The organism is Mycobacterium sp. NPDC050853 (genome assembly GCF_040653875.1).
GTDB lineage: Bacteria > Actinomycetota > Actinomycetes > Mycobacteriales > Mycobacteriaceae > Mycobacterium.
Genome location: NZ_JBFAGW010000004.1, coordinates 220,193 through 246,236 on the forward strand (window position 1 = coordinate 220,193; position 26,044 = coordinate 246,236).

The window sequence follows — 26,044 nt, forward strand, 5'->3', positions numbered from 1 at the left end:
GAGGCATGAGAAAAGAGCTGTCGTTCGATGACGACGGCCGACCAGTACTCATCACTGCGGCCGCGGTCTCGGTCGAGGACCAACATCGCGCCCGAGTACGCCGCTATTTGTCGCTCATGGCGTTCCGGATTCCGGCCCTGATCGGCGCCGCATGGGCCTACAGCGCATGGCACAACGGGTGGATCTCGCTGGCCATCCTGGCGGCATCGATCCCACTGCCATGGATGGCCGTGCTGATCGCCAACGACCGGCCTCCCCGGAAGTCCGAGGAGCCGCGCCGTTACGGGCCCCAGACGCAGCACCACCCGCTGTTCCCCACCGCAGAGCGCAGAGCGATTGATCCCGCTTCCCCGCCGCAACCGCACACCCCGCCGGAGGACTCCGCCGGCTCGTCTTAGGTACAGCTATGTCAATTCTCAGGACATTCTCAGCTGTCGACGATGAATCCGCAGGTCAGTGACACCGCTGTTTGGGAACCTCAGGAACTTTCTGGGCCGACCGAGCGTTGCACCACATGAGAGCTACGGATCAATTAGGAGGCAGCGATGGCAAACGCCACCACCCGTCCGGCCCGCACCACCGAGTCCGAGGATCTGGACGCTCAAAGTCCAGCCGCCGACCTCGTGCGAGTGTATTTGAACGGCATCGGCAAGACCGCGCTACTCACGGCGGAGGACGAAGTCGAGCTGGCCAAACGGATCGAGGCGGGGCTGTACGCCCGGCACCTTTTGGACACCAAGAAACGACTCGGCGAAGCACGTAAACGCGACCTGGCAGTCATCGTGCGCGAGGGCAGTGCCGCGCGCAGCCACCTGCTGGAGGCGAACCTACGTCTGGTCGTGTCGCTCGCCAAGCGCTACACCGGCCGCGGCATGCCGCTGCTCGACCTCATCCAGGAGGGCAACCTGGGTTTGATCCGGGCGATGGAGAAGTTCGACTACGCCAAGGGGTTCAAGTTCTCGACGTACGCGACGTGGTGGATTCGTCAGGCCATCACCCGCGGTATGGCCGATCAGAGCCGCACCATCCGCCTGCCGGTTCACCTCGTCGAGCAGGTCAACAAGCTGGCCCGCATCAAACGCGAACTGCACCAGCGGCTCGGTCGCGAGGCCAGCGATGAGGAACTGGCCGAGGAGTCCGGCATTCCCGTGGAGAAGATCGGGGATCTGCTGGACCACAGCCGGGATCCGGTGAGCCTGGACATGCCGGTCGGAGCCGACGAGGAAGCGCCGCTCGGCGACTTCATCGAGGACACAGAGGCCATGTCGGCGGAGAACGCCGTCATCGCCGAGCTACTGCACTCCGATGTGCGCAGCGTGCTGTCCACCCTCGACGAACGCGAACAGCAGGTCATCCGGCTCCGGTACGGGCTCGATGATGGACAGGCACGCACGCTGGATCAGATCGGCAAGCTGTTCGGACTGTCCCGCGAGCGCGTGCGCCAGATCGAGCGCGAGGTCATGAACAAACTGCGCCACGGCGACCGCGCCGAGCGCCTGCGTTCGTACGCAAGCTAGTTCACCCACTACCCTGCCCTCGGGGCGCTGCGTTATTTAGCCCGATGCTCTTCGCGTAAGCGGCTCATCGGAAGCGCAGCGCCCCGATTTGCGTTGTACATCGGTAGACTGAGCACGACCGTAAGGGGCGAGTGGTGAACGATCTTGTCGATACGACAGAAATGTATCTGCGGACGATCTACGACCTCGAGGAAGAGGGCGTGGTGCCGCTGCGTGCCCGCATCGCCGAGAGGCTGGAGCAGAGCGGCCCGACGGTCAGCCAGACGGTGGCGCGGATGGAGCGCGACGGCCTGCTGAACGTCGCCGGCGACCGCCACCTCGAACTCACCGACAAGGGCCGCGCGCTCGCGGTCTCGGTGATGCGTAAGCACCGGCTGGCCGAGTGCCTGCTGGTCGATGTCATCGGATTGCCCTGGGAGGACGTACACGCCGAGGCGTGCCGCTGGGAGCACGTCATGAGCGAGGATGTCGAGCGACGCCTGCTTACGGTGCTCAACAACCCGACCACCTCACCGTTCGGTAACCCCATTCCGGGCCTGTCCGAGCTCGGTGTCACCGGCGACCGGTCCGAGCATGCCAGCGCGGTGCGACTCACCGAGATCCAGGCGGGGTCGCAGGTTGCCGTAGTGGTACGCAGGCTGGCAGAGCACGTGCAGGCCGATACCGGGCTGCTGTCCCGTCTCAAGGACGCCGGTATCGTGCCCAACGCCCGCGTCACCGTGGAGTCCTCTCCCGACGGCGTCATCATCGTCATTCCCGGTCATGAAAGCGTTGAACTGCCGCACGAAATGGCACATGCCGTCATGGTCGAGAAGGTCTGACCTGCGCGCCGAATTTCTAGATCTCCCTGGGGGGCAGGCTGATTCCCATTTCGTGGGCAAGCCGGAAACCGGTATCGGCCAGGGTGCGAATCTCATCGGGACGCATGCCGGAATGCAGCGCGGACATCAGCAGCTGCCCCAGCCTGTGACCCGAATCGAGCGCGAGAGCGGTATCCAGCACAACACCCGCCAGCGGACCGTCGCCGCGCGCATAGGCACTGAAGCCCAGTAACACCAACACTTCCGCCCGCCATGGCGCCGGAAGCAGCCGACTCAGCACCATCCACAGCCGCTCCACATCGACCGCCAACACACCGACAGCCAATGCGCACACCGTGTCTCGAACGCGGAGGACGGTCAGGGAACGCGCAATGGCAAGGACCTCGCGGTTCGTCAGCGGGTTGCCTTCTGCCGTCCGACAGGCCGCCCGCATGATGCGATTCACCGCGCGCCGGTCCTGCACCCCTTCGTCACCCTGCCTCCGGAATGACCGTCGTAGTGAGTCAGCCAGGACGGCGGTGCGGCGACCGTCGGTGGGCGCGATCATCGCCACGAGATCCTCGCGGCGGCGATGCACGGTCCTGCCCGCCAGCACCGCGGCCGCGGTGAGTGGTGAACACCCCGGGTCGTCGACGGGCCCGCCGGCACCGCACCCGTCGTAGCACCGCCACCACCCGTCCGGGGCGACCCGGTCCACCGTGTGGCCCGCGAGTAACGAGATGCCGTGAGGTTCCATGTGTTTGGCCAGCCGACGAATGATGTCGCCGGCCTCCAGATCGTCAAGATCCGCACTGATAACGACCACGATTACCGCATCGGTCGGACCCAAACCCACCATCTTGGCCAGTGCCGCGAAGGCCTCGCCATCCGGGTCATGAAGATCGCAGAGGTCCCTGCGCAATATCGCCTCGACCAGCCCATCGACGAGCGTGACGACCACGAGGGAGTCTTCGGGGGCGAATCCCAGCATCGCCGGCAATGCGGCGATCAGGGCGGAGGGCCGGTTCAGTCGAAAGTCGGGGCGACCGGGGAGCCCGGGAATGAGCGATGTCATGACCGCAGGGTCACAGCGACGGCCGTCACCGCCCCGAAGACGACCTCGCATTATGGGGCGCGTCCGACGATCTGTGGATATCGCGGGAATTGTGGACGGGACGCCCGAAACAGCCGTCGTTAAGCAGAAGTTGTCGTGCACCCTGAGTACGGCGGTGATGGTCAGGCTGCCCGCATATCGTCTTGCTCCCGGTCAGGGCGTGCGGACGCACCGCATGGCTCAGGGTCGACGAAAACAGGACAGCCAGCGCAGATCGGGTATCATTAACATGTCGGTAATCTTGCCGACCCTCAGGGCAGACCACTCGCTGGACGTTGGGCTCACCGCCCCGCCTCGATCCCGTCGCCTTCTCTGAGACTTCTCAGAGGATCTTATGTCTTCGCTCACCAGCGGTACCTCGTCTCTCAACGCGTCCGAACACAGCGAGTCGATCCTTCCCGCAAATCCCTTCGCGCTGCCTGCCGGTTCCACCGCGATCGTCTACTGCGAGGGCCAGTTCGGCGAGCAGGACGGTAAAACCGCCAACGGCCTGGTCCGGCACTCGGAGAAGTACGAAATCCTCAGCGTCATCGACAGCCTCCGCGCCGGAGTGGATGCCGGGAACTTCCTCGACGGCACCGCCAACGGCATCCCAGTGCTGGCGTCACTTGCCGAGTCCATAGCTCACGCCGGCCACGTACCCGACTACCTGATCTGTGGGGTGGCGCCTGCCGACGGCCTGCTGTCGAACGAGCAGCGTGTCGTGCTGCTCGATGGCATTGCCCGCGGGATGCACATCATCAACGGCCTACACGAGTTCCTCAACGACGACGCCGAGTTCGCTGCGGCAGCCGTGATCGCCAGCGTCACCATCACCGATGTGCGCCGGCCCAAGGCTAAGCGCGACCTGCACCTGTTCTCCGGCCGGATCTTCGATGTCACCTGCCCCAGGATCGCGATCCTGGGTACGGATGGGGCGATCGGGAAGCGCACCACCGCCACCTTGCTGGTCCAGGCGCTCAACGCGCGCGGTATCAAAGCGGTCATGGTCGGCACCGGTCAGACCACCTTGATCCAGGGCGGGAAGTACGGCGTCGCGCTGGATGCGCTGGTCCCCCAGTTCTGCTCGGGCGAGGTCGAGCACCAGGTCGTCGCCGCGTTCGAGGGTGAAGACCCCGACGTGATCGTGGTCGAGGGCCAAGGCGCGCTCAGTCACCCCGCGTACATCACGTCGGCTCACATCCTGCGCGGCAGCCAACCAGCCGGCGTGATCGTGCAGCACGCGCCGAAGCGCAAGGTGCTCGGCGACTTCCCGATGGTGCCGATGCCGACTGCGGCCAGCGAGATCGCGCTGATCGAGGCGTTCGCCGACACCCGCGTCATCGGAGTCACGATCAACCACGAAGAGATGACCGACGAAGAACTGAGCACCGCGATCTCCGAGCATCATTCGCGGCTCGGCCTCCCGGTAACCGACCCCCTGACGCGCCCCTCCTCGGATCTGGTCGACATGGTGCTGGCGGCCTTCCCCGCGCTCGCGGTGGTGGCCGACACCGCCACCCCCGTGTGACGCTTCGGCTCGAGACCGATCTCGACAAGCTCGAGCAGAACACGCGGATCCTGGTTGACCGGCTCGCCTTGACGGGCATCCGGGTCACCGGGATCACCAAGGCCGTGTTGGGCTCGCCGGGAGTCGGCGCGGCGATGCTGCGCGGCGGCGTCTGTGGCCTCGGTGATTCCCGGGTGCCGAACCTCGCTCGGCTGGCCAGGCTCGACCGATTACCGCTACGCACGTTGATCCGCTCACCCATGCTCAGCCAAGTGGCACGGATCGTTGACGTCGCCGACATCAGTCTGAATACCGAAGCCGTCGTGCTGGCGGCGCTCGATCAGGCCGCATCCCAGCAGAAGAGGATGCACGCCGTCTTACTCATGGTCGAGTTAGGTGACCTGCGTGAGGGCATTGCACTCGACGACGCCCCCGAGGCCGTGCGGGCCGTCCTCGGTCACTCCTCGCTGCGGCTCGTCGGGATCGGCGCCAACCTAGCTTGTCAGAACGGTGTCGTGCCCGACGACCGCAACATGGGCATCCTCACCGGGCTCGCAAACGACATCGAGTCACTGCACGGGATCACGCTCGACGTCATCTCTGGCGGCAACTCGGCGAACCTGAACTGGGCTCTGCACACCCATGACGTCGGCCGGATCGACGAGCTCCGACTCGGCGAAGCCATCCTTCTCGGTGTCGACCCGCTGTATCGGACACCGATCCCCGGCCTTCACACGGACGCCTTCACCTTGACCGCCGAGATCATCGAGGTCGCCATGAAACCTGCTCAGCCCTGGGGCGATCGCGCTCAGGCGGCCTTTGGCGAAGCGCCTGCCCGCACCGGCTGCAAGACCGTGCACCAAGCAATACTGGCCCTCGGTCGCCAGGACGTGGACGTGGACGGGCTGCAACCGCCCGCTGGCATCACAATCCTCGGGATGAGCAGCGACCACCTGATCGTCGACCTCGGCGATCACCCCGCCGCGGTCGGCGACGAGATCGGCTTCGGTGTCGGCTACGGCGCGCTCGTGCGGGCGATGACATCGCCCTTCGTCACCAAGATCGAGCACCTTGGCCGTTCCGTCGCACCCGAGGCGACCCGGGTGCCGACGCCGATCCAGGTTTAGATCGCCCGCTCGGTACCGGCCGCTGATGCCGGTGCCGACCCGCCTTCCCCACCTTCAGTGCCTACGGCCGCCTTCACGGCTGCCGGTCAGCGGAAGGTGTCGTGCACCTTGAGTACGGCGGCGGTGAAGGCCTGATCCAGGAGCACCGCGTCGGGCTCGGTTCCCTGAAAAGTCATGTACGTGGCCTGGATTCGGATATCGGCGATCTGCGCTATCAATGACAGCGTGGTCCGGCTGCCGCTACCGACCCCCGCCGGGGACACCGTCTGGTTGACCGCCACCGAATCGTCGGCATTGATGGGCGGCGCCACCGCCTGAGATGCCGTCACCGTGCTCTGGATCTGATCCGTACCGGTGAAGGTGAACGAGGTACAACGCTCCACCTGGGTTTTGTACGTGGCGAGCGGCTCTGGCACGCGCAACACCGCCACCGTGATGCTCGAGCTGTCGGAGTCGTTGGTCCCCACAACCACCGCCGCATCATGCGGCACGGCGGGAACGGGCGCGGGCGCGCAGGCAGCCGGCGCGACCGTCGCGGCATCGGGCACACCCCGGATATCGCGAAGCGCCAAACCTGCGGCATCGGGGTCCAACGTGGTGGCTGGATACTGGTGCGGGAAGTCCGTAGGCGCCAGTAGCAGCGGTCCCACCGGGCCCGCCGGTGCCCGCAGCGTCGTGGTGGCAGTTGTCAGTGGGCCAGGCGCGCCACCCGCACCCTCAACGGGGGAACCATCGATCGCCCGCGTACACGCGGGCGCCGACAAGCACACAGCAGCGCAGCACCCAGCCACAACTATCGTCGCTACCAGCCGCGATGCCTTCACGCTCACATGCTGCCATCGGCATACCCCGGGTCTGAGGAGGCGCGCGCGAGATTGGTGGGGACAACTGTTCACGTGGTCGTGACGCGGACGGCATGCGCGATTCGGCGAACCGGCGTATGAGTACTCCCATGGCTGCAGACACCCCCACTTACGATCTCGTCGTCATCGGCTCCGGCCCCGGTGGCCAGAAGGCCGCCATTGCCGCGGCCAAGCTGGGTAAGACGGTGGCAGTGGTCGAACGCGACAAGATGCTCGGCGGCGTCTGCACCAACACCGGAACCATCCCGTCCAAGACGCTGCGCGAGGCCGTGCTGTATCTGACCGGGATGAACCAGCGCGAGCTGTACGGCGCGAGCTACCGAGTCAAGGCCAACATCACCCCCGACGATCTGCTGGCCCGCACCGAACACGTCATCCGCAAGGAAGTCGAGGTGGTGCGGTCCCAGCTGCTGCGCAACCGCATCGACCTGATCACCGGGATCGGCCACTTCGTCGACGAACACACCGTCGTGGTGGAGGAACCCTCTCGCGGCGAGCGCACGACACTCCATGCCGACTACGTCGTGATTGCCACCGGCACCAAACCCGCCCGGCCCGATGGCGTGGCCTTCGACGAGCGGCGCGTTCTCGATTCGGACGGCATTTTGGATTTGCGCTTCATCCCCGGTTCGATGGTGGTGGTCGGTGCGGGCGTCATCGGCATCGAATACGCGTCGATGTTCGCCGCCCTGGGCACCAAGGTGACCGTGGTGGAGAAACGCGACACGATGCTCGACTTCTGCGACCCCGAAGTCGTTGAGGCCCTTCGCTTTCACCTACGGGACCTGGCGGTGACATTCCGCTTCGGCGAGGAGGTGACCACCGTCGACGTCAACGACTCCGGCACCCTGACGACACTGGCCAGCGGTAAGCAGATCCCGGCCGATACCGTGATGTATTCGGCAGGGCGACAAGGCCAGACCGATCAGCTAGACCTGGCCCATGCGGGCCTGGAGGCCGACAACCGCGGCCGGATCTGGGTGGACGCGAACTTTCAGACCAAGGTCGACCACATCTACGCGGTAGGCGATGTGATCGGGTTCCCCGCGCTGGCGGCCACCTCGATGGACCAGGGCCGCCTGGCGGCCTACCACGCGTTCGGCGAGCCGTCGAAGGGCATGACCGATCTGCAGCCCATCGGCATCTACTCGATCCCCGAAGTGTCCTATGTGGGCGCCACCGAGGTTGAACTCACCAAGAATTCGGTCCCCTACGAGGTGGGTATCTCGCGGTACCGCGAACTGGCGCGCGGGCAGATCGCCGGAGATTCCTACGGCATGCTCAAACTGTTGGTGTCCACCGAGGATCTGAAACTACTCGGGGTACACATCTTCGGCTCCGATGCGACCGACCTGGTCCACATCGGCCAGGCGGTGATGGGTTGCGGCGGCACTGTTGAGTACCTGGTCGATGCTGTGTTCAACTACCCAACCTTCTCCGAGGCATACAAGGTGGCCGCGCTCGACGTGATGAACAAGATCCGCGCGCTCAACCAGTTCAAGATCTGAGGGATTTCGCGCTCGGCGAATACTCCCTGTTCCCGGAATTAGCATCCCGTCTGGGCCGTTGACACCCGCAGGTACATTCGCCGTTTGTCTGCCGGTAAGGGACACTGGTAGGACAAGGACGCGAAGGGAGGCGAAAGCGATGTCAGGCACTGACGACGGAGAGCAGCGACCGTATCGACCCGATCAGACGGGTTCGGACGGTCTGCGCGCAAGCGGCTCATCCAGCATGTACGAGCTGGAGTTTCCCGGTCCACAACTATCGTCCCCCGACGGCCGCGGCCCGGTGCTGGTGCACGCGTTGCAGGGCTTCTCCGACTCCGGCCACGCTGTCCGACTGGCGGCCACCCATCTGCGCAGCACCCTTGAGAGTGAGCTGGTGGCGTCGTTCGCCATCGACGATCTGCTCGACTACCGGTCGCGTCGACCCCTGATGACGTTCAAGAGCGATCACTTCACCGAGTACGCCACCCCCGAGCTCAATCTGTACGCGCTCAAGGACACCAAGGGCACGCCGTTCCTGCTGCTCGCGGGCCTGGAGCCAGACCTGAAGTGGGAACGGTTCGTCAACGCCATCCGGCTGCTGGCCGAGCAGCTCGGCGTCCGTAAAACCATTGGGCTGGGCGCGATTCCGATGGCAGTTCCGCACACTCGCCCCATCACCCTGACCGCGCACGGTAACGACCGCAAGACGCTGGAGGAGCATCCCGGCTGGATCGACGAGGTGACGGTGCCGGGCAGCGCCTCCAATCTGTTGGAATTCCGACTCGCTCAGCACGGCCATGACGTCGTCGGCTTCGCCGTCCACGTCCCGCACTACCTGGCGCAGACCGACTACCCGGAGGCCTCGCAACGCCTACTGGAGGAAGTGGCCAGGACCGGCGATCTGGATCTGCCGCTGCAGGAGCTCACCGAGGCGGCCGCCAAGGTGCGCAACCAGATCAACGATCAGGTGGACGGTAGCGACGAGGTAGCCCAGGTGGTCCACGCGCTGGAACGCCAATACGACGCCTTTGTGTCGGCACAGGAGAACCGCTCCCTGCTGGCGCGGGACGAGGAACTGCCCAGCGGCGACGAATTGGCCGGAGAGTTCGAGAAGTTCCTCGCCGAGCAGGCCAAGTTCGGTGAAGACCCGACCAATCCGACGGCGGACGGACCGATTCTCTAGCCGAGTTATGCGCTCACCGCGCCAAATTTGCGGCGACGGGTGAAAATACTCCACATGAATCCACCACCGCGCCTATTGCGTCCGGTGCCGGATGCCGGGCACGCCGATACTGGCGACAAGGCGGAACCTGCCGTCGATGCGGCATTGCGGCCGCGGCTGGCGTTCCGCACAATCCACGGTTACCGTCGCGCCTTCAGGATCGCGGGATCGGGACCTGTGGTGTTGCTGATCCACGGGATCGGCGACAACTCGGCAACCTGGGACAGTGTCCACACGCAGCTCGCCGAGCATTTCACCGTAATCGCTCCGGACCTCCTGGGGCACGGCCAGTCGGACAAGCCACGCGCCGACTATTCGGTGGCGGCGTACGCCAACGGCATGCGGGACCTGCTGGCCGTACTGGACATCGAGAAGGTCACGGTAGTCGGACATTCGCTCGGTGGCGGCGTCGCGATGCAGTTCACCTACCAGTTCCCCCATCTCGTCGAGCGGCTCATCCTGGTCTCGCCCGGCGGGGTCACCAAGGACGTCAACATCGTATTGCGTTGCGCATCATTGCCCTTCGTCGGCGATGCGCTCGGGCTGTTGAGACTGCCGCTGGCCATGCCGATCGTTCGGCTCACGGGCGCCTTGGCGCGAGCGACGCTGGGCCGCGCGGGAATGGCACGCGATATCCCCGATGTGCTGCGGGTTCTCTCCGATCTCCCCGAACCCCGGGCCTCGGCCGCATTCACCCGAACACTGCGTGCCGTGGTGGATTGGCGAGGCCAGGTGGTGACCATGCTGGACCGATGTTATTTGACTGAATCGGTTCCCGTGCAGCTGATTTGGGGTAGCGACGATTTGGTCATTCCCGTCAGCCATGGCCATTTCGCACACGCCGCGATGCCCGGCTCCACCCTGGAGATCTTTGACCGGTCGGGACATTTTCCGTTCCATGACGACCCTGAGCGGTTCATCCGCATCGTTCGCCAGTTCATCGCTTCCACCGAACCCGCCGAGTACGACGAGGCCGAGTTACGCCGCATGTTGCGCACCGGCGTCACCGAACATGCGATCAGCGGGGCCGCTCGCACACGCATGGCAGTACTCGACGCCATGGGCACCGACGAACGCAGCGCTACCTAATCGCACGAGAGACCAAGCGCTGTTAGAGGTTTCCGCAGTTCACGGGTACCCGAGTACGGAGCGCTCGGGAGACGTAGAGTCGAAGAATGAGCGTTGCTGTTGCGGTTGTTCGCGTATTCACCGACGAGACAGGCAAGTTCGGCAATCCCCTGGGGATCGTCAACGCAGCCGACGTGGCCGCGACGGAACGCCAGGAGGTCGCCACCCGGCTTGGTTTCAGCGAAACAGTTTTCGTCGATCTTCCTGCTGAAGGATCCAACACCGCACATCTGAGGATCTTCACTCCGGCATCCGAACTCCCCTTCGCCGGACATCCGACCGTGGGATTGGCGTGGTGGCTGCGCGAACGCGGGACGCCGGTCAATACCCTGCAGGTCCCCGCGGGGGTCCTCCAGGTGAACTACGACGATCGCACGTGGATACGGGCACGGTCCGAGTGGGCCCCGGAGACCGACTTCCACGAGTCAGACTCCCCCGCCGATGTGGAAGCCGCCGATCCCGCCGACTACGCGGATGAATTGCTGCATTGCGTATGGGCCTGGCAGGACCGCAACGCCAGCCTGGTGCGATCACGTGTGTTCGCCTCCGACCTGGGTCTCGCCGAGGACGAAGCGACCGGGGCGGTGGCAGCGCGGTTGACCGACTTGTTGAGCCGCGACCTGATCATCAATCAGGGCAAGGGATCGCAGATTCTCACGCAGTGGAGCCCGGAGGGCTGGGTGACGATCGGCGGCCACGTCGTCGCCGATCAATCGTTGACGTTGGACTAGAGCGGCCAGAGCGCACGACCAAAAGGTCAGGATGCCGTCGGTGCGTCCCGGTGGGCCCGCAGTGCGGCGATCTCGCGCTCGAAGTCTTCGGCTGAGCTGAATCCGCGATATACCGAAGCGAAGCGCAGGTAGGCGACCTCATCAAGATCGCGGAGCGGGCCGAGAATGGCCAGACCTACTTCATTGCTGGGAATTTCCGGGGATCCGGCAGCCCGGACGGCATCCTCAACCTTCTGGGCGAGGAGATTCAGTGCGTCGTCATCGACATCACGCCCCTGGCAGGCCCGACGCACCCCCTTGATCACCTTGTCGCGACTGAACGGCTCGGTGACGCCGCTGCGCTTCACGACGGCCAGCACAGCGGTCTCGACGGTGGTGAAACGACGGCCGCACTCAGGGCATGAGCGCCGTCGACGGATCGCCTGACCTTCATCCGCTTCGCGGGAATCGACAACGCGTGAGTCGGGATGACGGCAGAACGGACAGTGCATTACTGCTCCTTCGCCGGTTCTAGACTCCAAGTCGTTGGTCTGGATGGGCTGACGCACAGTGCAGCGCGCCCAGACCGGTGTCGAGGATACCCGTGCTCCGGCTCGTTCGAAGGTCACGTCCGTGCGCCGATCAGCCGACCGGGGAAACCAACGTCTGACCCGCTTGCACTGTCGCTGAATCGAGTTCATTCAGTTCACGAATCTTGGACACCACCGCCGCGCGCGGCGCATCCGGTGCGACACGCGAGGCCACGTCAGCCAGGGTCTCTCCTGGAGCGACCTGGACTACCGCCACACGATCCGGCAGGCCGGATCCTCCGATTCCGGCGGCGCTGATCTGTCCGAGCATCAGCAGCCACATCGTCGCCACCGCAGCGCCCACCGCAACGACGACGGTGGCCTTCAGGCTCACCGGTCGGCGATGATGCACTGCGGTCGAGACTCGAACCCCGGTGCCTCGGTACGCAACCGGCCGGCCGGCGGGCCTCCGGTATGCGACAGTGCGCACAGGCAGCGCACGACGTTGCGTCAGCGGGTATTGCGCGCTGTACGCACGTGCCTGCGGGGCGCACTCGCGTGGCGTGTATTCACGGCGTGTGGTGAGAACGTTTGTGCTCATCTGTATGCCCTTCCTGTCCTGTCGATCGGGAGGTCCGTTCGCTCTTATGTTCGAATGTACTCGATCATGTGTTCGATGTCCGAACATGTGATCGATTTGTAGCATCCACCACCGACAAGTGCTCCTGACCAGCGCTAATCACCACGCCAGCCGGCCACGGAGACGTAAAATGCGACACGCATCGAACACATGTTTGATAAAAGAGGTCGACAGGTCTAGATTCGGGCCCATGAGCGATACACCCAGCAAGGGATCCGCCACCGGTTCACTGACAGAGCGCCAGCGGACCATTCTGGAGGTCATCCGCGCATCGGTGAATGAGCGGGGCTACCCCCCGAGCATCCGCGAAATTGGTGACGCCGTCGGCCTCACATCCACTTCTTCGGTCGCCCATCAGCTACGCACGCTCGAACAGAAGGGCTTCCTGCGACGCGATCCCAATCGCCCACGTGCCGTTGATGTGCGAGGGATTGGCGATCTACAGAGGACATCGGCCACCACTGACGTGGCCGGTTCCGGCGATCTGCCCGAGCCGACATTCGTGCCGGTCCTGGGGCGTATCGCCGCCGGTGGGCCCATCCTGGCCGAGGAGGCCGTGGAGGACGTGTTCCCGCTCCCCCGCGAGCTGGTCGGCGAGGGATCACTGTTCCTGCTCAAGGTGGTCGGCGAATCAATGATCGACGCCGCGATATGCGATGGCGACTGGGTCGTGGTCCGCCAACAGAACGTCGCCGACAACGGCGATATCGTGGCCGCGATGATCGACGGTGAGGCGACTGTCAAGACATTCAAGCGGACAGCGGGTCAAGTCTGGCTGATGCCGCACAACCCACTGTTCGAGCCGATCCCCGGTAATGACGCCGCCATCCTCGGCAAGGTCGTCACCGTCCTCCGCAAGATCTAGGCTGCGCCCGGCGGCGCCCCGGGGGCACAGCCATCCTCTGTGTTCCTGCCGTCCGGAGACGGCAGGAACATCTGGAAATGCGCGACATCGTGCCAGGCGCCTAGCTTGTGCCCGATCTTCCGGTAGAGCCCAACCTGCTCGAATCCCATTGCTCGGTGCAGCTTTTCACTTGCCGCGTTGGGCACCACCACTACGGCCAGCACCGTGCGGTAACCCAGATCGCGGAGCCGATCGAGTAGCGCGGAATAGAGCCGGCGCCCCGTCCCCCGCTGGTGCCGAGTGCCGTCCACGTACACGCTAACTTCACACGCCCATTGGTAGGCGGTGCGCGATTTCCATGGCACCGCATAGGCATAACCAAGGATCTCGCCGCCATCCTCGGCCACTAGCCAGGCGTGCCGGTGGGCCGCCGACCGGATGCGTTCGGCAAGAACGACATCCGACGGCGGCACCTCCTCGAACGAGATGGCCGTATCGGTCACATACGGCGCATAGATCGCCGCACAGGCGGCCGCGTCGTCCGCAGCCGCGTCACGAATGATCATTGGGCGCTAGAGCGAACGCCCGATGATCTCCTTCATGATCTCGGTGGTTCCGCCGTAGATGGTCTGGACGCGTGAGTCCATGAAGGCGCGGGCGACCGGGTATTCACGCATGAAGCCGTAGCCACCGTGCAGCTGAAGGCAGCGGTCGATCAGGTGAACCTGCTTCTCGGTGCTGTACCACTTGGCCATCGCGGCCTGCTCGACACTCAGTTCCTTCTTGTTGAGCAGGGTGATGAACTCATCGACCATGATCCGGATCATCGTGGCATCGGTGGCGAGCTCGGCCAGCAGGAAGCGGCTGTTCTGGAAGCTCTTGATCGGCTTACCGAACGCCTTACGCTCGGACGTGTACTGGATGGTCGCCTCAAGCATGGTTTCCATGGCAGCGGCGGCCACGACGGCGATCGACATGCGCTCCTGCGGCAGGTTCTGCATCAGGTACACGAAGCCCTGGCCTTCTTCACCCAGCAGGTTGGCGGCGGGCACCCGAACATCGGTGAAGGACAGCTCGGCGGTGTCCTGCGCATCCAAGCCCATCTTGTCGAGCTTGCGGCCGCGCTCGAAACCCTCCATACCGCGCTCCACGACGATGAGGCTGAAGCCCAATGCACCCTTCTCGGGATCGGTCTGCGCCACCACGATCACCAGGTCGGCATTGATGCCGTTGGTGATGAAGGTCTTGGAGCCATTGAGAATGTAATGATCGCCGTCCTTGACGGCCCGGGTCTTGATGCCCTGCAGGTCACTACCGGTGCCCGGCTCGGTCATGGCGATCGCCGAGATCAGCTCACCGGAACAGAATCCGGGGAACCAGCGCGCCTTCTGCTCGTCATTGGCCAGGTCACGGAAGTACGGGCCCGAGACATCGTTGTGCAAAGTGAAACCGATACCCGACTGCCGGGCCTTGGTGACCTCTTCGCCGATGATGGCGTTGTAGCGGAAATCGATGAGGCCGCCGCCGCCGTACTCCTCGGGCATGTCGGTGCCCAGAAAGCCCTGTTTGCCAGCCTCAACCCAGAGGGAGCGGTCGACAATCTTGTTCTCCTCCCACTCCTCCCTGTAGGGCTCGGCGTGCCGAGCAAGGAAGGTCTTGAACGACTCGCGGAACAGTTCGTGCTCGGGTTCGAAGATGGTGCGTGTGAACTTAACGGCGCCGGCCATGATCACCTTCCGGTTTGGGTTTACGTACTCGGCAGAATGTATACCAACCCACTGGTCGGTCGGTACTCGCCTACTCTGCTTTGGCAGAGAGAAAGCCTAGGGTTATTCAGATGACCGTTGGTGCGTTTTCGGCTCTTCACGCAAGCGGCTCATCGCAACTTTCACACACGCACTGGGGTGCTTTCACACCTCAGGTCCGCGATGGAGAGGTCGTCGGTGTTGTTCCCATCGCCACCGACCTGGATCCGTCACCGCTGCTGCAGAACATTCCCGGTTCGATCCGACATCAGGCCCGAGTAACCGCGCCGTCCGTGCGCCGCGGCTGGCTACGGGACGGGCCCGGCCCCAGCGCGGCCCGCGGCTCTGACGAGTACGTGGAAGTGTCCTGGGGGGAGCTCACCGAACTGCTGGCCGATGAACTGCGGCGCATTGTCGATACCCACGGCAATGAGGCCATCTACGGCGGCTCTTACGGCTGGGCCAGCGCCGGACGCTTCCACCATGCGCAGAGCCAGGTGCATCGCTTCCTGAAACTACTTGGCGGGTACACCTTTTCGCGCCATTCGTACAGTCTGGGGGCAACTGGCGTCATCATGCCGCACGTCATCGGCACCCACGACGGGCTGTTCAAGAGGTCGACGTCATGGGACGTCATCGTCGAGAACACCGATCTGCTGGTGTCATTCGGCGGAATCGCCCTCAAGAACACGAGCGTCAATCATGGCGGCACCACCGCCCACCCGGCGCGCGATGCGCTCAACAGGTTCCGCGCCCGCGGTGGGCACATCGTCTCGTTCAGTCCGTTGCGCGACGATATCGACGGCGAATGCGCATGGCATGCACCGATTCCCGGGACGGACGTCGCGGTCATGCTCGCCCTGGCCCACGTGTTGGCTACCGAGAATCTGGCCGATCGGGCGTTCCTGAGCACCTACTGCACCGGTTACGAGCGATTCGAACGCTATCTACTGGGCACCGACGATGGCGTGCAGAAGAGCCCGGAATGGGCGGCGCCCATCAGCGGGCTCGATGCCGACGAGCTGCGGATCCTGGCGCGCCGGATGGCGGCGGGGCGCACCCTGGTGACGGTCAGCTGGTCGCTGCAACGGGTACGGCACGGCGAGCAGGCTCCGTGGATGGGTGTCACCCTGGCCGCGATGCTCGGCCAGATCGGGATTCCCGGCGGCGGTTTCGGCCACGGCTACGGCTCGATGAACGAGTCTGGCCTGGCTCCGCTCAGCTGCGGCCTGCCGACCCTCCCACAGGGGCCCAACCCCGTCTCGACGTTCATCCCCGTCGCGGCGATCAGCGAGCTGCTGCTGCGCCCCGGCCAGACGCTGGCCTACAACGGCCAGACGCTCACCCTGCCGGATATCAAATGCGTCTACTGGGCGGGCGGAAACCCGTTCCACCATCACCAGAACCTGCCGCGGCTGCGCCGCGCGCTGGCCCGTGTCGACACCGTCGTGGTGCACGATCCGGTGTGGACGGCGATGGCCAAGCATGCCGATATCGTGGTGCCGTCCACGACGGCCCTGGAACGCGATGACTTCTCGGGAAGCCGCAATGACCCGCTGCTAGTGGCGATGAAAGCCGTTGCGCCGCCATATGCAAACTCGCGCGACGACTACACCACCTTTTCGGAGCTCGCCGACCGCCTTGGGTTTGCCGAGGAGTTCACCGAGGGCCGGACAGCCGACGAATGGCTGCGCCACCTCTACGCCGAATGGGCCGGCACCCTGAACTTCTCGGTGCCGTCCTTCGATGACTTCTGGGCGCAGGGATACCTGCAGTTACCCACCGATGAGGGGCTGACGCTGCTATCGGACTTCCGGGAGAGCCCCGACGTACACCCACTACACACACCGAGTGGACGCATCGAAATCTTCTCGGAAACCATCGATGGGTTCGGGTACGCCGACTGCGGCGGATACCCCCAGTGGTACGAACCCACCGAGTGGCTGAACGGGAAACGCGCCGAACGCTTTCCGCTGCACCTGATCGCCAACCAGCCACGTACCCGGCTACACAGCCAGCTCGACTTCGGCGGCACCAGCCAGGGGTCGAAGGTCCAGGGTCGCGAACCCATCCGCATTCACCCCGATGACGCCGCCGAACGCGGTATCGCCAGCGGCGAGGTGGTGCGGGTGTTCAACGACCGTGGCGCCTGCCTGGCCGGAGCGGTTCTCGACGAGGGGCTGCGACGTCAGGTGGTTCAGTTGTCGACCGGGGCATGGTTCGACCCCGTGGATCCGTCCGACCCGGATTCGCCCTGCGCGCACGGCAATCCGAATGTCCTCACCGACGACTCGGGAACCTCGTCCTTGGCGCAGGGATGTACCGGTCAGCATGTGCTGGTGCAGATCGAGCGATTCGAGGGAACGCCGCCTCCGGTCCGGGCCCACCAGCCGCCGACGTTCGTCTCACGCGACTCAACCGGCCCGACTATCGCACCGGTGAGCGACTAGCCTCCCAGTTCGGCAAGGACAGCGGCCAGGGCGTGCGGCACCCGGGCGATCACACGCGTGCCATCGGCCAGATGTTCGGTGGATTGCACCTGACCGTCGGCATGGATCCGGGACACCAGATCGCCACGGTCGTAAGGGATGACCACGTCGACGGGCACATCTCCGCGTGGCACCGCTTCGGCGATAGCCGCACGCAGCTTCGCAATGCCGTCGCCCGTATGCGCCGATACGAACAACGCGTTGGGTAACGCCCGGCGCAGCTGCGCCAAGGCCAGATCGCCCGCCGCGTCGATCTTGTTGATCACCATGAGTTCCGGGGACGCCGATCCGGTATCGCCCAAGTGACCGGCGACCACTTCGCTAATCACCGCGCGTACCGCCTCGACCTGCGCCAGCGGCGCCAGGTCGGAGCCATCCACCACATGCACCAGCAGGTCCGCGTCGGCCACCTCTTCCAGGGTGGACCGGAACGCCTCTACCAATTGGGTGGGCAGGTGCCGGACGAAACCCACGGTGTCGGTGATGACGAATTCGCGTCCGTCATCGAAGGTCCCGCGCCGCGTCGTTGGCTCCAGCGTCGCGAACAGCGCGTCTTGGACCAGCACTCCGGCCCCGGTGATCACGTTCAACAGACTCGACTTACCGGCGTTCGTGTATCCGACGATCGCGACCGACGGGGCATCGCTTTCGAGCCGGCGGCTGCGTTTGGTGTCGCGGACGGTCTTCATCTCGCGGATTTCGCGCCGCAGCTTGGACATGCGTTCGCGGATACGGCGTCGATCGGTTTCGATCTTCGTCTCACCGGGGCCACGGGTACCCACACCGCCTCCGGCACCGCCGGCACGCCCACCGGCCTGGCGAGACATGGATTCACCCCAGCCGCGCAGCCGCGGCATCATGTACTCCATCTGAGCCAGGGCCACCTGTGCCTTGCCCTCTCGGCTGGTGGCGTGCTGGGCGAAGATGTCCAGGATCAAGGCGGTGCGGTCGATGACCTTGACCTTCACCGCCTTTTCCAGCGCCACCAGCTGCGCCGGGCTCAGCTCGCCGTCACAGATCACGGTGTCAGCGCCGGTGGCGAGCACGATCTCACGCAATTCGATCGCCTTGCCGGAACCGATATACGTTGCCGGATCGGGTTTTTGACGACGCTGAATCAACCCTTCGAGCACCTCGGATCCGGCCGTTTCGGCGAGCGCGGCGAGTTCGGCCATGCTGACCTCGGCCTCGTGGGAGGTCCCGTCGGTCCAGACGCCAACGAGCACAACCCGTTCCAGCCGCAGCTGCCGATACTCGACCTCGGTGACGTCGACGAGTTCGGTCGAGAGCCCCGCCACACGTTTGAGCGCGGCTCGTTCTTCAAGAGCGAGTTCACCGTCGGTGGGCGTCTGAAATGTTCTCGATGACATAGCAGGTCCCGATGATTCCACTCGCCGGCCCGCTATCGCATCCGAATTATCCGCAGGAACCAATGCCACCCCACCACTCGTCGGAAATCTCACCATCGGCGAGCAACATCGAGGGCCCGCGCAGAAAACTCGACTCCCCCGTGATCGTCACCTGAACCTGTCCACCGGGGATGTTGACGACGATCTCGCCGGTCTCGTGCCCCAGATTGCGCAGCGCCGCATAAGCGGCCGCCACAGTTCCCGTTCCGCAGGAACGCGTCTCGCCGACACCGCGTTCATGAACCCGCATCTGCACCGCGCCTGCGGGGGCGCCTGGGCCGTTCACGGGGGCCGTCAGCACTTCGACATTGACCCCGTCGGGGAACAGCGCTTCGTCAAACGTGACCGGAGCACCCACATCGAGCATGCGTAGCGCTTCGGCGGTCAGATCCGCGTCTACGCAGGCCAGGTGCGGGTTACCCACATCGATGGCCAGACCGGAGAACCGCCGGCCGCCGACGGTCGCCTCGCCCGCGCCAAACTCCTTCACCGGCCCCATATCGACGGTGATGTCGGCCGCGAGCTGGCTCCAGGAATTGATCCGCACCGGCCGCGGTCCGGCCAGCGATGCGACCACGAACTCGTCGCGGTGTTCCAGTCCCATCGACCGCAGGTAATGCGCGAACACCCGGACGCCGTTACCGCACATCTCGGCGATCGAACCGTCCGCGTTGCGGTAGTCCATGAACCAGTCTTCGCTGCTCACACCTGGGGGTTTCTCCGTAAGAACCGCACCCTCGATGGCAGCGCCCACCGTGGTCACCCGCAGCACGCCATCGGCCCCGAGACCTCGTTGCCGATCGCACAACGCCTGGACCGCGGGCACCGACAGATCCCGCTTGATGTGCACGTCCGGCAACACCACGAAGTCGTTCTGGGTGCCGTGCCCCTTGGTGAACTTCACGTATTCGAGGATAGGCGCCAGCGCGACTCGATTTCGCCGCAGAGTCCTGCCGCGTCTGCCAAGCCACCGGTCAGCCACATGATGCGATGATCGCGACCAAACCATGATCGCTGCCGGCGTACATAGCGTCGGGTGCCGATGAACGTCAGCTCACGCGCCTGCGCCAGGTCATCGGGCGCTCCCCCGGCATCCAGCGCGGCAATCACCTGGGCATACCCGATGGCCCGTGATGCGGTCACGCCGTCACGCAGCCCGACACCCAGCAGATGCTCGACCTCCGCGACAAACCCTTGCTCGAACATCAGATCCGTCCGTAGCGCAATCCGTTCATCGAGTTCCTCGGTCTTCCAATCCAATCCGACGATCACGGTGTCCCACCGTGGGGTGCCGATGGTCGGCGCAGACGCCGCGAACGGCTGGCCGGTGAGCTCGATGACCTCCAGCGCACGCACCGTGCGACGTCCGTCGGTCGGCAAGATGATGGCGGCGGCCGCCGGGTCACGCACGGCGAGTTCGGCGTGCAGCGCGGCCACTCCAATCTCCGCCAGCCGCTGCTCCCAGCGCATCCGCACCTGCGGATCCGTCGCGGGGAACGTCCAATCATCAAGCAGTGCTTGGATGTACATCATCGATCCACCGACTATCACCGGCACATGACCTCGCGCCTGGATGTCCTCGACGACGGCGGAAGCCTGCTGCTGGTAGGTCGCGACCGTGGCGGTCTCGGTCACCTCGAGCACATCGAGCATGTGGTGTGGAATGCCCCCGCGTTCCGCGGTCGGCACCTTGGCCGTACCGATATCCATACCCCGATACAGCTGCATCGCGTCGGCGTTGACTATCTCCCCGCCCAGGCGCTCGGCAAGATCCAATGCGAGCGCCGACTTGCCGGTGGCGGTGGGGCCGATGACGGCGATGGGTCGCGTCACGACACCCGCCACGTGCCCGCGAAGTACCCGACCCCGTACGGAGAGCCTCGGTACAGGCACTGGGCCTGGACGAGATCTGAGCCCACCAACCCGGCAAGCACCTGGTATGCGGCGCCCCCGGTGATGACGTCCGGCAGGCAGGTCAACGCGGCCGCGTCCCCGTGCGCGAGTGCATCGGCAAGGGCCCGCTGCGCCCCTTCGGCCTCGGGCCGGTAGCCCCCGGGCGCCTTGTCTGTGAGGGTGTTGGCACCGTCGGCGATGATCAGAACGCCGAGCGCCTTGGCCTCGAAAGTCTCGATCTCGGTACGCAATGCCCGACCGAAAGCGATGCCGTCCCCGTCAGAGACACCGACAAGTCGCACCTCGACCTCGACAGCCGCGACGCGTTCGCGCAGCCATCCCGCGACCAGCACCGGTAGCGGCAGTTCGGCGGGCCTCGCGGCCAGCCCAATGACCGGGGCCGTGAGTGAAACGCGCACGTCAACCCCGTATCCGGCGAATGTGCCCGACATATCGCCGCCGTACCGGCCGTCCCCCACCCCGATGGCGATCCATTGGGTGGGCAAGCTTCGTGCTGCCGCGATTGCCGCCGCACGCAGGTCGGCTGTTTCCTCGGCGGCCTCCCCGCCGAGCTCGGGCACGAGCAGCGGGGTTGACGGGCAGATCGCTATCGACAGATTCACGACGCTACGTGGCCTTCGGGATCGGGGCTACGCCATTTCCCGTGGGGACGGCATGCGCGGTGCGCTGGTGAACGACATCGCCGAATGCGACACAGGCCGCGGCTCCAACGGCGAAGGCCGACGCGATATCCGCCTCGGACATCGCGACCTCCTCGCGGAATCATCTGGCATATGTTCGCCGTGTGGCGATGACACCTGTTTGAATGAACGGTGTAGTGAGCTTACGGGCGCCGTGTTGCGCGGCAACAATTGTAGGAAGAGGTTTCGATGCCGGATCAGTCATCACAGCACGACAGTGTTGCTCCCGCCCCCCAGCCCGGAGCTGCACCCGTCCCCCGGCCCGGGCCGAAACCTCATCCGATGCCGCGGCGTCCCGCGGCATCGGCGCCCGCTCCAGCAGCCCACCATGTTGATCCGCACAAGTTCGGCCGCGTGGATGACGACGGCTCCGTCTGGCTGATCACGAGCGCCGGCGAGCGTCAGATCGGATCGTGGCAGGCCGGAGACGCCGACGCCGCATATACGCATTTCGGCCGTCGATTCGAAGACCTGGAGACGGAGATCCAGCTGCTGGAGCTGCGGCTCGGCTCCGGTTCGGGCGATGCACGCAAAATCAAGACCGCTGCCGAGCACCTCGCGGCGACGCTGCCGACCGCCGCCGTCCTAGGCGATGTGGACGCGCTCTCGGCGCGGCTGTCAGCACTCCTCGAGTCCGCGGACACGCAGGCCGCAGCGATGCGCGCGCAACGCGATGAGGCCCGCTCGGCGAGCGTTTCCCGCAAGGAGGAGCTCGCCGCCGAAGCCGAGGAGCTCGCCAACAACTCCACGCAGTGGAAGACGGCCGGCGATCGGATTCGAGCCATTCTCGACGAGTGGAAATCCATCCACGGCGTCGACCGCAAGACCGACGATGCACTGTGGAAGCGGTACTCGGCGGCACGCGAGACGTTCAACCGCAGGCGCGGCGGGCACTTCGCCGAAATGGACCGCGACCGTGCCGGGGCTCGGGAGAAGAAGGAAGAGCTCTGCAAGCGAGCCGAAGCACTCTCGGACTCCACCGACTGGGGTGCCACCGCGGCGACATTCCGGAGTCTGCTCAATGACTGGAAGGCCGCCGGACGGGCGCCTAGGGAGACCGACGACACCCTGTGGCACCGCTTCAAAGCCGCCCAGGACAAATTCTTCTCGGCCCGCAACGCCGAATCCGCTTCCCGCGATGCCGAATTCGTGGCCAACGCGGACGCCAAGCGTGCACTGCTGGTGGCGGCGGAGAAGATCGATGTGGACGCCGATGTGGACGCCGCTCGGACGGCGTTGCGCACCATCGGCGATAAGTGGGATGCCATCGGAAAGGTGCCGCGCGAGCAGCAGACCGATCTGGAAAGACGGATGCGCGCGGTGGAGAAGAAGGTGCGCGAGGCCGGCGAAACCGGCTGGGGCGATCCCGAGGCGGAGGCGCGCGCCGAGCAGTTCCGGGACCGCGCACGGCAGTTCGAGGAGCAGGCCACCAAGGCGGAGGCCGCCGGTAAGACCAAGGATGCCGAAAAGGCTCGGGCCAGCGCCAAGCAGTGGCAGGAATGGGCCGACGCGGCCGTTGCCGCCGTCAAGAGCCGGTCGCGCTAGTTCGGTTCCTCGTCGTCCCCGAAGGCGTCGTCGAGGAAGGTGCGCTTATCGCGCTGCGCGGCCTCGCGCCGCTGCTGCTCGGCTGCCAGCTGCACCGCGGTGCGTGACCACACCACACGCGCCCAGTGGAAGGTCAACAGGATGACCGAAATCCACGCGACCACCAAACCGATACCCGGACCCGGATGTCCGGCCCCGGCGGTCTGACGCGTCCAAATCGCCAGCATGCCAATCACGCTGGCAACGAATGAGCCCGCCAGTGCAATCCAGGACAGCACCCATCGGCGGGTCAACAACGCCAGCATCGAAAAGCCGACGCCGAAGACCATCGCGAGCCACACGAAGATCCGGGATGGCACCCGCACGGATTCCTGATCGGCGATCGCGCCGTTGACGAGGACGTCGAATCCCCTGGCGTGACCGGTATGCGGCAGCACGAAGGTCAGCAGCAGCACAAAGACCAGGACGGCCACCACCAGCGCGCGAGCACCCGGATCGATCTCGCCCGCGACTTTCCGCTCCGCCGCGTCGATCTCCTGGCGGAACTCCTCGAATTCGGCGTCGTCTTTATCGGGTCCGGACTCATTACGTTCAGCACCGTCGTTCACAGCCCGCACCCTGCAACCTCAATCTTTGGTGGCGCACCGATTGCCGGCATCCCCAAGCTCGTCTCTCCGCCGGTTCCTGGTGTGCCCGGCTTCTTTCCGGATTCGTGCGCATCGCCCGCCTGGGTGCGCCGGTGGCTCAGCAGTCCCCCATCGGCGATCAGGTGATGCGGCGCCGCCCCGGTGACCTCGACGGTGACGATATCTCCGGGACGCAGGTCGCCGTTGAGCTGCCCCTGCGGCCGGAAGTGCACCAGACGACCGTCGCGGGCGCGACCACTCATCCGGGCGGTCGCACCATTCTTGCGGCCCTCACCGGTGGCGATCAGCAGTTCGACCTCGCGGCCGATCTGCCGTTGATTCTCTTCCAGGGTGATGGACTCTTGCAGCTCGATGAGCCGCTCGTACCGTTCCTGCACAACGGCTTTCGGCAGCTGATCGGGGAATTCGGCCGCCGGGGTGCCCGGGCGGATCGAGTACTGAAATGTGAAGGCGCTGGAGAACCGGGCGCGACGCACGACCTCAAGTGTCTGCTCGAAATCCTCTTCGGTTTCGCCCGGGAAGCCGACGATGATGTCGGTGGTGATGGCGGCGTCCGGCATCGCCGCCCGCACGGTGTCGATGATCGACAGGAAGCGCTCCGACCGATAGGAACGGCGCATCGCCTTGAGGATGCGGTCCGAACCCGATTGCAGCGGCATGTGCAGCTGTGGGCACACGTTCGGGGTCTGCGCCATCGCCTCGATGACGTCGTTGGTGAATTCGGCCGGGTGTGGCGAGGTGAACCGCACCCGCTCGAGACCCTCGATGCGACCGCAGGCGCGCAGCAGGTCGGCGAAAGCTCCACGGTCGCGGGGAATTTCAGGATCGGCGAAATTGATGCCATATGCGTTGACGTTTTGGCCGAGCAGCGTCACTTCCAGCACACCCTGGTCCACCAGCGTCTGCACCTCGGCGAGGATATCGCCGGGACGGCGGTCGATCTCCTTGCCGCGCAAAGACGGAACGATGCAGAAGGTGCAGGTGTTGTTGCAGCCCACCGATATCGACACCCAGGCGGCATAGGCCGACTCGCGGGTCGCGGGCAGTGCCGACGGAAAATGTTCGAGGGCCTCGACGATCTCGACCTGGGCCTCTTTGTTGTGGCGCGCACGCTCCAGCAGGGTCGGCAACGACCCGATGTTATGGGTGCCGAAGACGACGTCGACCCACGGCGCCTTTTTCAGCATGCCCTCGCGGTCCTTTTGCGCGAGGCATCCGCCAACGGCGATCTGCATGTTCGGGTTGGCGGCCTTGCGCGGCGCGAGGTGACTGATGTTTCCGTACAGCTTGTTGTCCGCGTTCTCGCGCACGGCGCAGGTGTTGAAGATGACGATATCGGCGTCGGTGCCCTCGGGGGCTTTCGCGTATCCGGCCGCATCCAGCAGACCCGACACCCGCTCGGAGTCGTGCACATTCATCTGGCAGCCGTAGGTGCGGACCTGGTACGTCCGGACCGCCGAGCGCTCGGAAGTCGCAGTACTGGTCACCGGCTTATGGTACGTGCCCGCCGTCAGATGGATTCCGTCGCCGATTGGTGACGTCTCGACCACCATCAGCGTCGCAGGGGTACTGCTGGATCCCGTAGAGACAAAACGCGCCACCGTGCCTTCATCGCGCGGTGCGCTCTGGCACATGCCAGCCCTGCCACCAATCGTCGATGCTGCAGACGGCGTTCACACCCATCCATATCCACCAGCCGGCCAACACCCACGACTCTGGGAGCTCGGGCTCCGCGAATGCTCCGCGAACAGTCACGACGACGATGACCCCGATCAGCCCGATAACGATCGCGAACGAGATATCTCGCCTGGGCCGCGGCCGATCGAGGATCTCGCTGCCTCTGAGATGCCGCCCCCCATCGACAGTCACCTGCCCCGATGGCGTGACTAAGCGCATTAGCGAGCTGGGCAGCAAGCACAACCCGAAAACCAGCCCAAGACTCGCCATAATCCAGCCCCAGGAAGTTGCCCCATCTACCACCGCGACTGGAAAAGAAGCGATGAACAGAACGGATGCCAGGACCGTTGCGAACGCCCTGATTCGCGGGCCTTCAAAGGAAGGCCGTCGTCGCGTCCACATGGACTCAGTATCGCAGATGTTTGCTGAGGCCGATCACACGGTGCACCGGGTCGCCCGCCGTC

26 protein-coding genes are annotated in these 26,044 nt (G+C 65.1%); 12 read left to right on the plus strand and 14 right to left on the minus strand.

Annotation, left to right across the window (positions count from 1 at the left end):
* The first annotated feature begins 5 nt into the window (after positions 1-5).
* From AB0H22_RS15645 to AB0H22_RS15655, 3 genes are all read left to right on the plus strand, one after another.
* Positions 6-398 (plus strand): DUF3099 domain-containing protein, encoded by a 393-nt coding sequence (locus tag AB0H22_RS15645; protein ID WP_358147175.1) that lies wholly within the window; start codon positions 6-8, stop codon positions 396-398.
* Between the two features lie 147 nt (positions 399-545).
* Positions 546-1,517, plus strand: coding sequence for a sigma-70 family RNA polymerase sigma factor (locus tag AB0H22_RS15650; protein WP_180747908.1), 972 nt, complete (start codon positions 546-548; stop codon positions 1,515-1,517).
* A gap of 134 nt (positions 1,518-1,651) precedes the next feature.
* A complete protein-coding gene (locus AB0H22_RS15655; protein ID WP_180747909.1) occupies positions 1,652-2,338 on the plus strand; it encodes a metal-dependent transcriptional regulator in 687 nt (228 codons plus the stop codon).
* Between the two features lie 16 nt (positions 2,339-2,354).
* Here AB0H22_RS15655 and AB0H22_RS15660 read toward each other — a convergent pair whose 3' ends face one another.
* Positions 2,355-3,392, minus strand: a complete 1,038-nt coding sequence (locus tag AB0H22_RS15660; RefSeq protein WP_358147176.1) for a DUF4192 domain-containing protein — start codon at positions 3,390-3,392, stop codon at positions 2,355-2,357.
* A 373-nt stretch (positions 3,393-3,765) separates the two neighbouring features.
* On the opposite strand from AB0H22_RS15660, the gene AB0H22_RS15665 reads away from it, so the two are divergent.
* Positions 3,766-4,941 carry a DUF1611 domain-containing protein gene (locus AB0H22_RS15665; RefSeq protein WP_180747911.1) on the plus strand — a complete coding sequence of 392 codons (1,176 nt, stop codon included), beginning with the start codon at positions 3,766-3,768 and terminating at the stop codon, positions 4,939-4,941.
* On the plus strand, positions 4,938-6,047 hold the full coding sequence (locus tag AB0H22_RS15670; protein ID WP_180747912.1) for an alanine/ornithine racemase family PLP-dependent enzyme: 1,110 nt from the start codon (positions 4,938-4,940) through the stop codon (positions 6,045-6,047). The genes AB0H22_RS15665 and AB0H22_RS15670 overlap by 4 nt, the downstream gene beginning before the upstream one ends.
* An 86-nt stretch (positions 6,048-6,133) precedes the next feature.
* On the opposite strand, the gene AB0H22_RS15675 is transcribed toward AB0H22_RS15670, so the two are convergent.
* Entirely contained in the window at positions 6,134-6,877 is a 744-nt protein-coding gene (locus AB0H22_RS15675; RefSeq protein WP_180747913.1) for a hypothetical protein, read from the minus strand.
* 122 nt (positions 6,878-6,999) lie between these two features.
* Here AB0H22_RS15675 and sthA point away from each other — a divergent pair, with 122 nt between their 5' ends.
* The 4 genes from sthA to AB0H22_RS15695 all read left to right on the plus strand — a co-directional run bounded on the left by sthA (position 7,000) and on the right by AB0H22_RS15695 (position 11,481).
* Positions 7,000-8,418 carry a Si-specific NAD(P)(+) transhydrogenase gene (gene sthA / locus AB0H22_RS15680; RefSeq protein ID WP_180747914.1) on the plus strand — a complete coding sequence of 473 codons (1,419 nt, stop codon included), beginning with the start codon at positions 7,000-7,002 and terminating at the stop codon, positions 8,416-8,418.
* Positions 8,419-8,557: 139 nt separating this feature from the next.
* Positions 8,558-9,583 carry a PAC2 family protein gene (locus AB0H22_RS15685; protein ID WP_180747915.1) on the plus strand — a complete coding sequence of 342 codons (1,026 nt, stop codon included), beginning with the start codon at positions 8,558-8,560 and terminating at the stop codon, positions 9,581-9,583.
* A 54-nt stretch (positions 9,584-9,637) separates the two neighbouring features.
* Positions 9,638-10,711, plus strand: coding sequence for an alpha/beta hydrolase (locus AB0H22_RS15690; RefSeq protein ID WP_180747916.1), 1,074 nt, complete (start codon positions 9,638-9,640; stop codon positions 10,709-10,711).
* An 86-nt stretch (positions 10,712-10,797) separates the two neighbouring features.
* Complete coding sequence (locus AB0H22_RS15695) at positions 10,798-11,481, plus strand: PhzF family phenazine biosynthesis isomerase (RefSeq protein WP_180747917.1); 684 nt, start codon at positions 10,798-10,800, stop codon at positions 11,479-11,481.
* Between the two features lie 26 nt (positions 11,482-11,507).
* On the opposite strand, the gene nrdR is transcribed toward AB0H22_RS15695, so the two are convergent.
* Together nrdR and AB0H22_RS15705 are read right to left on the minus strand one after the other, a co-directional pair.
* Positions 11,508-11,972 (minus strand): transcriptional regulator NrdR, encoded by a 465-nt coding sequence (gene nrdR, locus AB0H22_RS15700; protein ID WP_180747918.1) that lies wholly within the window; start codon positions 11,970-11,972, stop codon positions 11,508-11,510.
* Between the two features lie 130 nt (positions 11,973-12,102).
* Positions 12,103-12,591 carry a LysM peptidoglycan-binding domain-containing protein gene (locus AB0H22_RS15705; RefSeq protein ID WP_358147177.1) on the minus strand — a complete coding sequence of 163 codons (489 nt, stop codon included), beginning with the start codon at positions 12,589-12,591 and terminating at the stop codon, positions 12,103-12,105.
* A gap of 229 nt (positions 12,592-12,820) precedes the next feature.
* Between AB0H22_RS15705 and lexA the strand changes: the two genes are divergently transcribed.
* Positions 12,821-13,495, plus strand: coding sequence for a transcriptional repressor LexA (lexA, locus tag AB0H22_RS15710; RefSeq protein ID WP_180747920.1), 675 nt, complete (start codon positions 12,821-12,823; stop codon positions 13,493-13,495).
* Here lexA and AB0H22_RS15715 read toward each other — a convergent pair.
* Together AB0H22_RS15715 and AB0H22_RS15720 are read right to left on the minus strand one after the other, a co-directional pair.
* Positions 13,492-14,040, minus strand: a complete 549-nt coding sequence (locus AB0H22_RS15715; RefSeq protein WP_358147178.1) for an N-acetyltransferase family protein — start codon at positions 14,038-14,040, stop codon at positions 13,492-13,494. The genes lexA and AB0H22_RS15715 overlap by 4 nt on opposite strands.
* A gap of 6 nt (positions 14,041-14,046) precedes the next feature.
* Entirely contained in the window at positions 14,047-15,201 is a 1,155-nt protein-coding gene (locus tag AB0H22_RS15720) for an acyl-CoA dehydrogenase family protein (RefSeq protein WP_180747922.1), read from the minus strand.
* A 110-nt stretch (positions 15,202-15,311) separates the two neighbouring features.
* Between AB0H22_RS15720 and AB0H22_RS15725 the strand changes: the two genes are divergently transcribed.
* Complete coding sequence (locus AB0H22_RS15725) at positions 15,312-17,669, plus strand: molybdopterin guanine dinucleotide-containing S/N-oxide reductase (protein WP_358147179.1); 2,358 nt, start codon at positions 15,312-15,314, stop codon at positions 17,667-17,669.
* Here the strand turns inward: AB0H22_RS15725 and hflX are convergent.
* From hflX to AB0H22_RS15750, 5 genes are read right to left on the minus strand one after another with little or no spacing between them, the layout of a single operon-like run.
* Positions 17,666-19,078 (minus strand): GTPase HflX, encoded by a 1,413-nt coding sequence (hflX, locus tag AB0H22_RS15730; protein ID WP_180747924.1) that lies wholly within the window; start codon positions 19,076-19,078, stop codon positions 17,666-17,668. The genes AB0H22_RS15725 and hflX overlap by 4 nt on opposite strands.
* Before the next feature lie 46 nt (positions 19,079-19,124).
* Complete coding sequence (gene dapF / locus AB0H22_RS15735) at positions 19,125-20,021, minus strand: diaminopimelate epimerase (RefSeq protein ID WP_180747925.1); 897 nt, start codon at positions 20,019-20,021, stop codon at positions 19,125-19,127.
* Positions 20,018-20,950: a tRNA (adenosine(37)-N6)-dimethylallyltransferase MiaA gene (gene miaA / locus AB0H22_RS15740; protein ID WP_358147180.1), complete on the minus strand. Its 933-nt coding sequence runs from the start codon at positions 20,948-20,950 to the stop codon at positions 20,018-20,020. The genes dapF and miaA overlap by 4 nt, the downstream gene beginning before the upstream one ends.
* Positions 20,947-21,633, minus strand: a complete 687-nt coding sequence (locus AB0H22_RS15745; RefSeq protein ID WP_180747927.1) for a hypothetical protein — start codon at positions 21,631-21,633, stop codon at positions 20,947-20,949. The genes miaA and AB0H22_RS15745 overlap by 4 nt, the downstream gene beginning before the upstream one ends.
* Positions 21,634-21,637: 4 nt before the next feature.
* Positions 21,638-21,775: a hypothetical protein gene (locus AB0H22_RS15750; protein WP_358147181.1), complete on the minus strand. Its 138-nt coding sequence runs from the start codon at positions 21,773-21,775 to the stop codon at positions 21,638-21,640.
* 218 nt (positions 21,776-21,993) lie between these two features.
* On the opposite strand from AB0H22_RS15750, the gene AB0H22_RS15755 reads away from it, so the two are divergent.
* The gene (locus AB0H22_RS15755) at positions 21,994-23,256 is read left to right on the plus strand and encodes a DUF349 domain-containing protein (RefSeq protein ID WP_358147182.1); all 1,263 of its coding nucleotides are present in this window, start codon (positions 21,994-21,996) and stop codon (positions 23,254-23,256) included.
* Here AB0H22_RS15755 and AB0H22_RS15760 read toward each other — a convergent pair.
* From AB0H22_RS15760 to AB0H22_RS15770, 3 genes are all read right to left on the minus strand, one after another.
* A complete protein-coding gene (locus tag AB0H22_RS15760) occupies positions 23,253-23,873 on the minus strand; it encodes a hypothetical protein (protein ID WP_180747930.1) in 621 nt (206 codons plus the stop codon). The genes AB0H22_RS15755 and AB0H22_RS15760 overlap by 4 nt on opposite strands.
* On the minus strand, positions 23,861-25,390 hold the full coding sequence (gene miaB, locus AB0H22_RS15765; RefSeq protein WP_358147183.1) for a tRNA (N6-isopentenyl adenosine(37)-C2)-methylthiotransferase MiaB: 1,530 nt from the start codon (positions 25,388-25,390) through the stop codon (positions 23,861-23,863). The genes AB0H22_RS15760 and miaB overlap by 13 nt, the downstream gene beginning before the upstream one ends.
* Positions 25,391-25,511: 121 nt before the next feature.
* Positions 25,512-25,982 (minus strand): hypothetical protein, encoded by a 471-nt coding sequence (locus tag AB0H22_RS15770; RefSeq protein ID WP_358147184.1) that lies wholly within the window; start codon positions 25,980-25,982, stop codon positions 25,512-25,514.
* Between the last annotated feature and the right edge of the window lie 62 nt (positions 25,983-26,044).

What these genes read in the sequence shown, in the direction of transcription:
- AB0H22_RS15690 (WP_180747916.1), top strand. Translation starts at nt 9,638, where the DNA reads ATGAATCCACCACCGCGCCTATTGCGTCCGGTGCCGGATGCCGGGCAC.
- AB0H22_RS15695 (WP_180747917.1), top strand. Translation starts at nt 10,798, where the DNA reads ATGAGCGTTGCTGTTGCGGTTGTTCGCGTATTCACCGACGAGACAGGC.
- AB0H22_RS15645 (WP_358147175.1), top strand. Translation starts at nt 6, where the DNA reads ATGAGAAAAGAGCTGTCGTTCGATGACGACGGCCGACCAGTACTCATC.
- AB0H22_RS15660 (WP_358147176.1), bottom strand. Translation starts at nt 3,392, where the DNA reads ATGACATCGCTCATTCCCGGGCTCCCCGGTCGCCCCGACTTTCGACTG.
- sthA (WP_180747914.1), top strand. Translation starts at nt 7,000, where the DNA reads ATGGCTGCAGACACCCCCACTTACGATCTCGTCGTCATCGGCTCCGGC.
- AB0H22_RS15685 (WP_180747915.1), top strand. Translation starts at nt 8,558, where the DNA reads ATGTCAGGCACTGACGACGGAGAGCAGCGACCGTATCGACCCGATCAG.
- nrdR (WP_180747918.1), bottom strand. Translation starts at nt 11,972, where the DNA reads ATGCACTGTCCGTTCTGCCGTCATCCCGACTCACGCGTTGTCGATTCC.
- AB0H22_RS15725 (WP_358147179.1), top strand. Translation starts at nt 15,312, where the DNA reads ATGACCGTTGGTGCGTTTTCGGCTCTTCACGCAAGCGGCTCATCGCAA.
- AB0H22_RS15770 (WP_358147184.1), bottom strand. Translation starts at nt 25,982, where the DNA reads ATGTGGACGCGACGACGGCCTTCCTTTGAAGGCCCGCGAATCAGGGCG.
- AB0H22_RS15665 (WP_180747911.1), top strand. Translation starts at nt 3,766, where the DNA reads ATGTCTTCGCTCACCAGCGGTACCTCGTCTCTCAACGCGTCCGAACAC.
- lexA (WP_180747920.1), top strand. Translation starts at nt 12,821, where the DNA reads ATGAGCGATACACCCAGCAAGGGATCCGCCACCGGTTCACTGACAGAG.
- AB0H22_RS15750 (WP_358147181.1), bottom strand. Translation starts at nt 21,775, where the DNA reads ATGTCCGAGGCGGATATCGCGTCGGCCTTCGCCGTTGGAGCCGCGGCC.
- AB0H22_RS15705 (WP_358147177.1), bottom strand. Translation starts at nt 12,591, where the DNA reads ATGAGCACAAACGTTCTCACCACACGCCGTGAATACACGCCACGCGAG.
- hflX (WP_180747924.1), bottom strand. Translation starts at nt 19,078, where the DNA reads ATGTCATCGAGAACATTTCAGACGCCCACCGACGGTGAACTCGCTCTT.
- AB0H22_RS15720 (WP_180747922.1), bottom strand. Translation starts at nt 15,201, where the DNA reads ATGGCCGGCGCCGTTAAGTTCACACGCACCATCTTCGAACCCGAGCAC.
- AB0H22_RS15755 (WP_358147182.1), top strand. Translation starts at nt 21,994, where the DNA reads ATGCCGCGGCGTCCCGCGGCATCGGCGCCCGCTCCAGCAGCCCACCAT.
- AB0H22_RS15715 (WP_358147178.1), bottom strand. Translation starts at nt 14,040, where the DNA reads ATGATCATTCGTGACGCGGCTGCGGACGACGCGGCCGCCTGTGCGGCG.
- AB0H22_RS15650 (WP_180747908.1), top strand. Translation starts at nt 546, where the DNA reads ATGGCAAACGCCACCACCCGTCCGGCCCGCACCACCGAGTCCGAGGAT.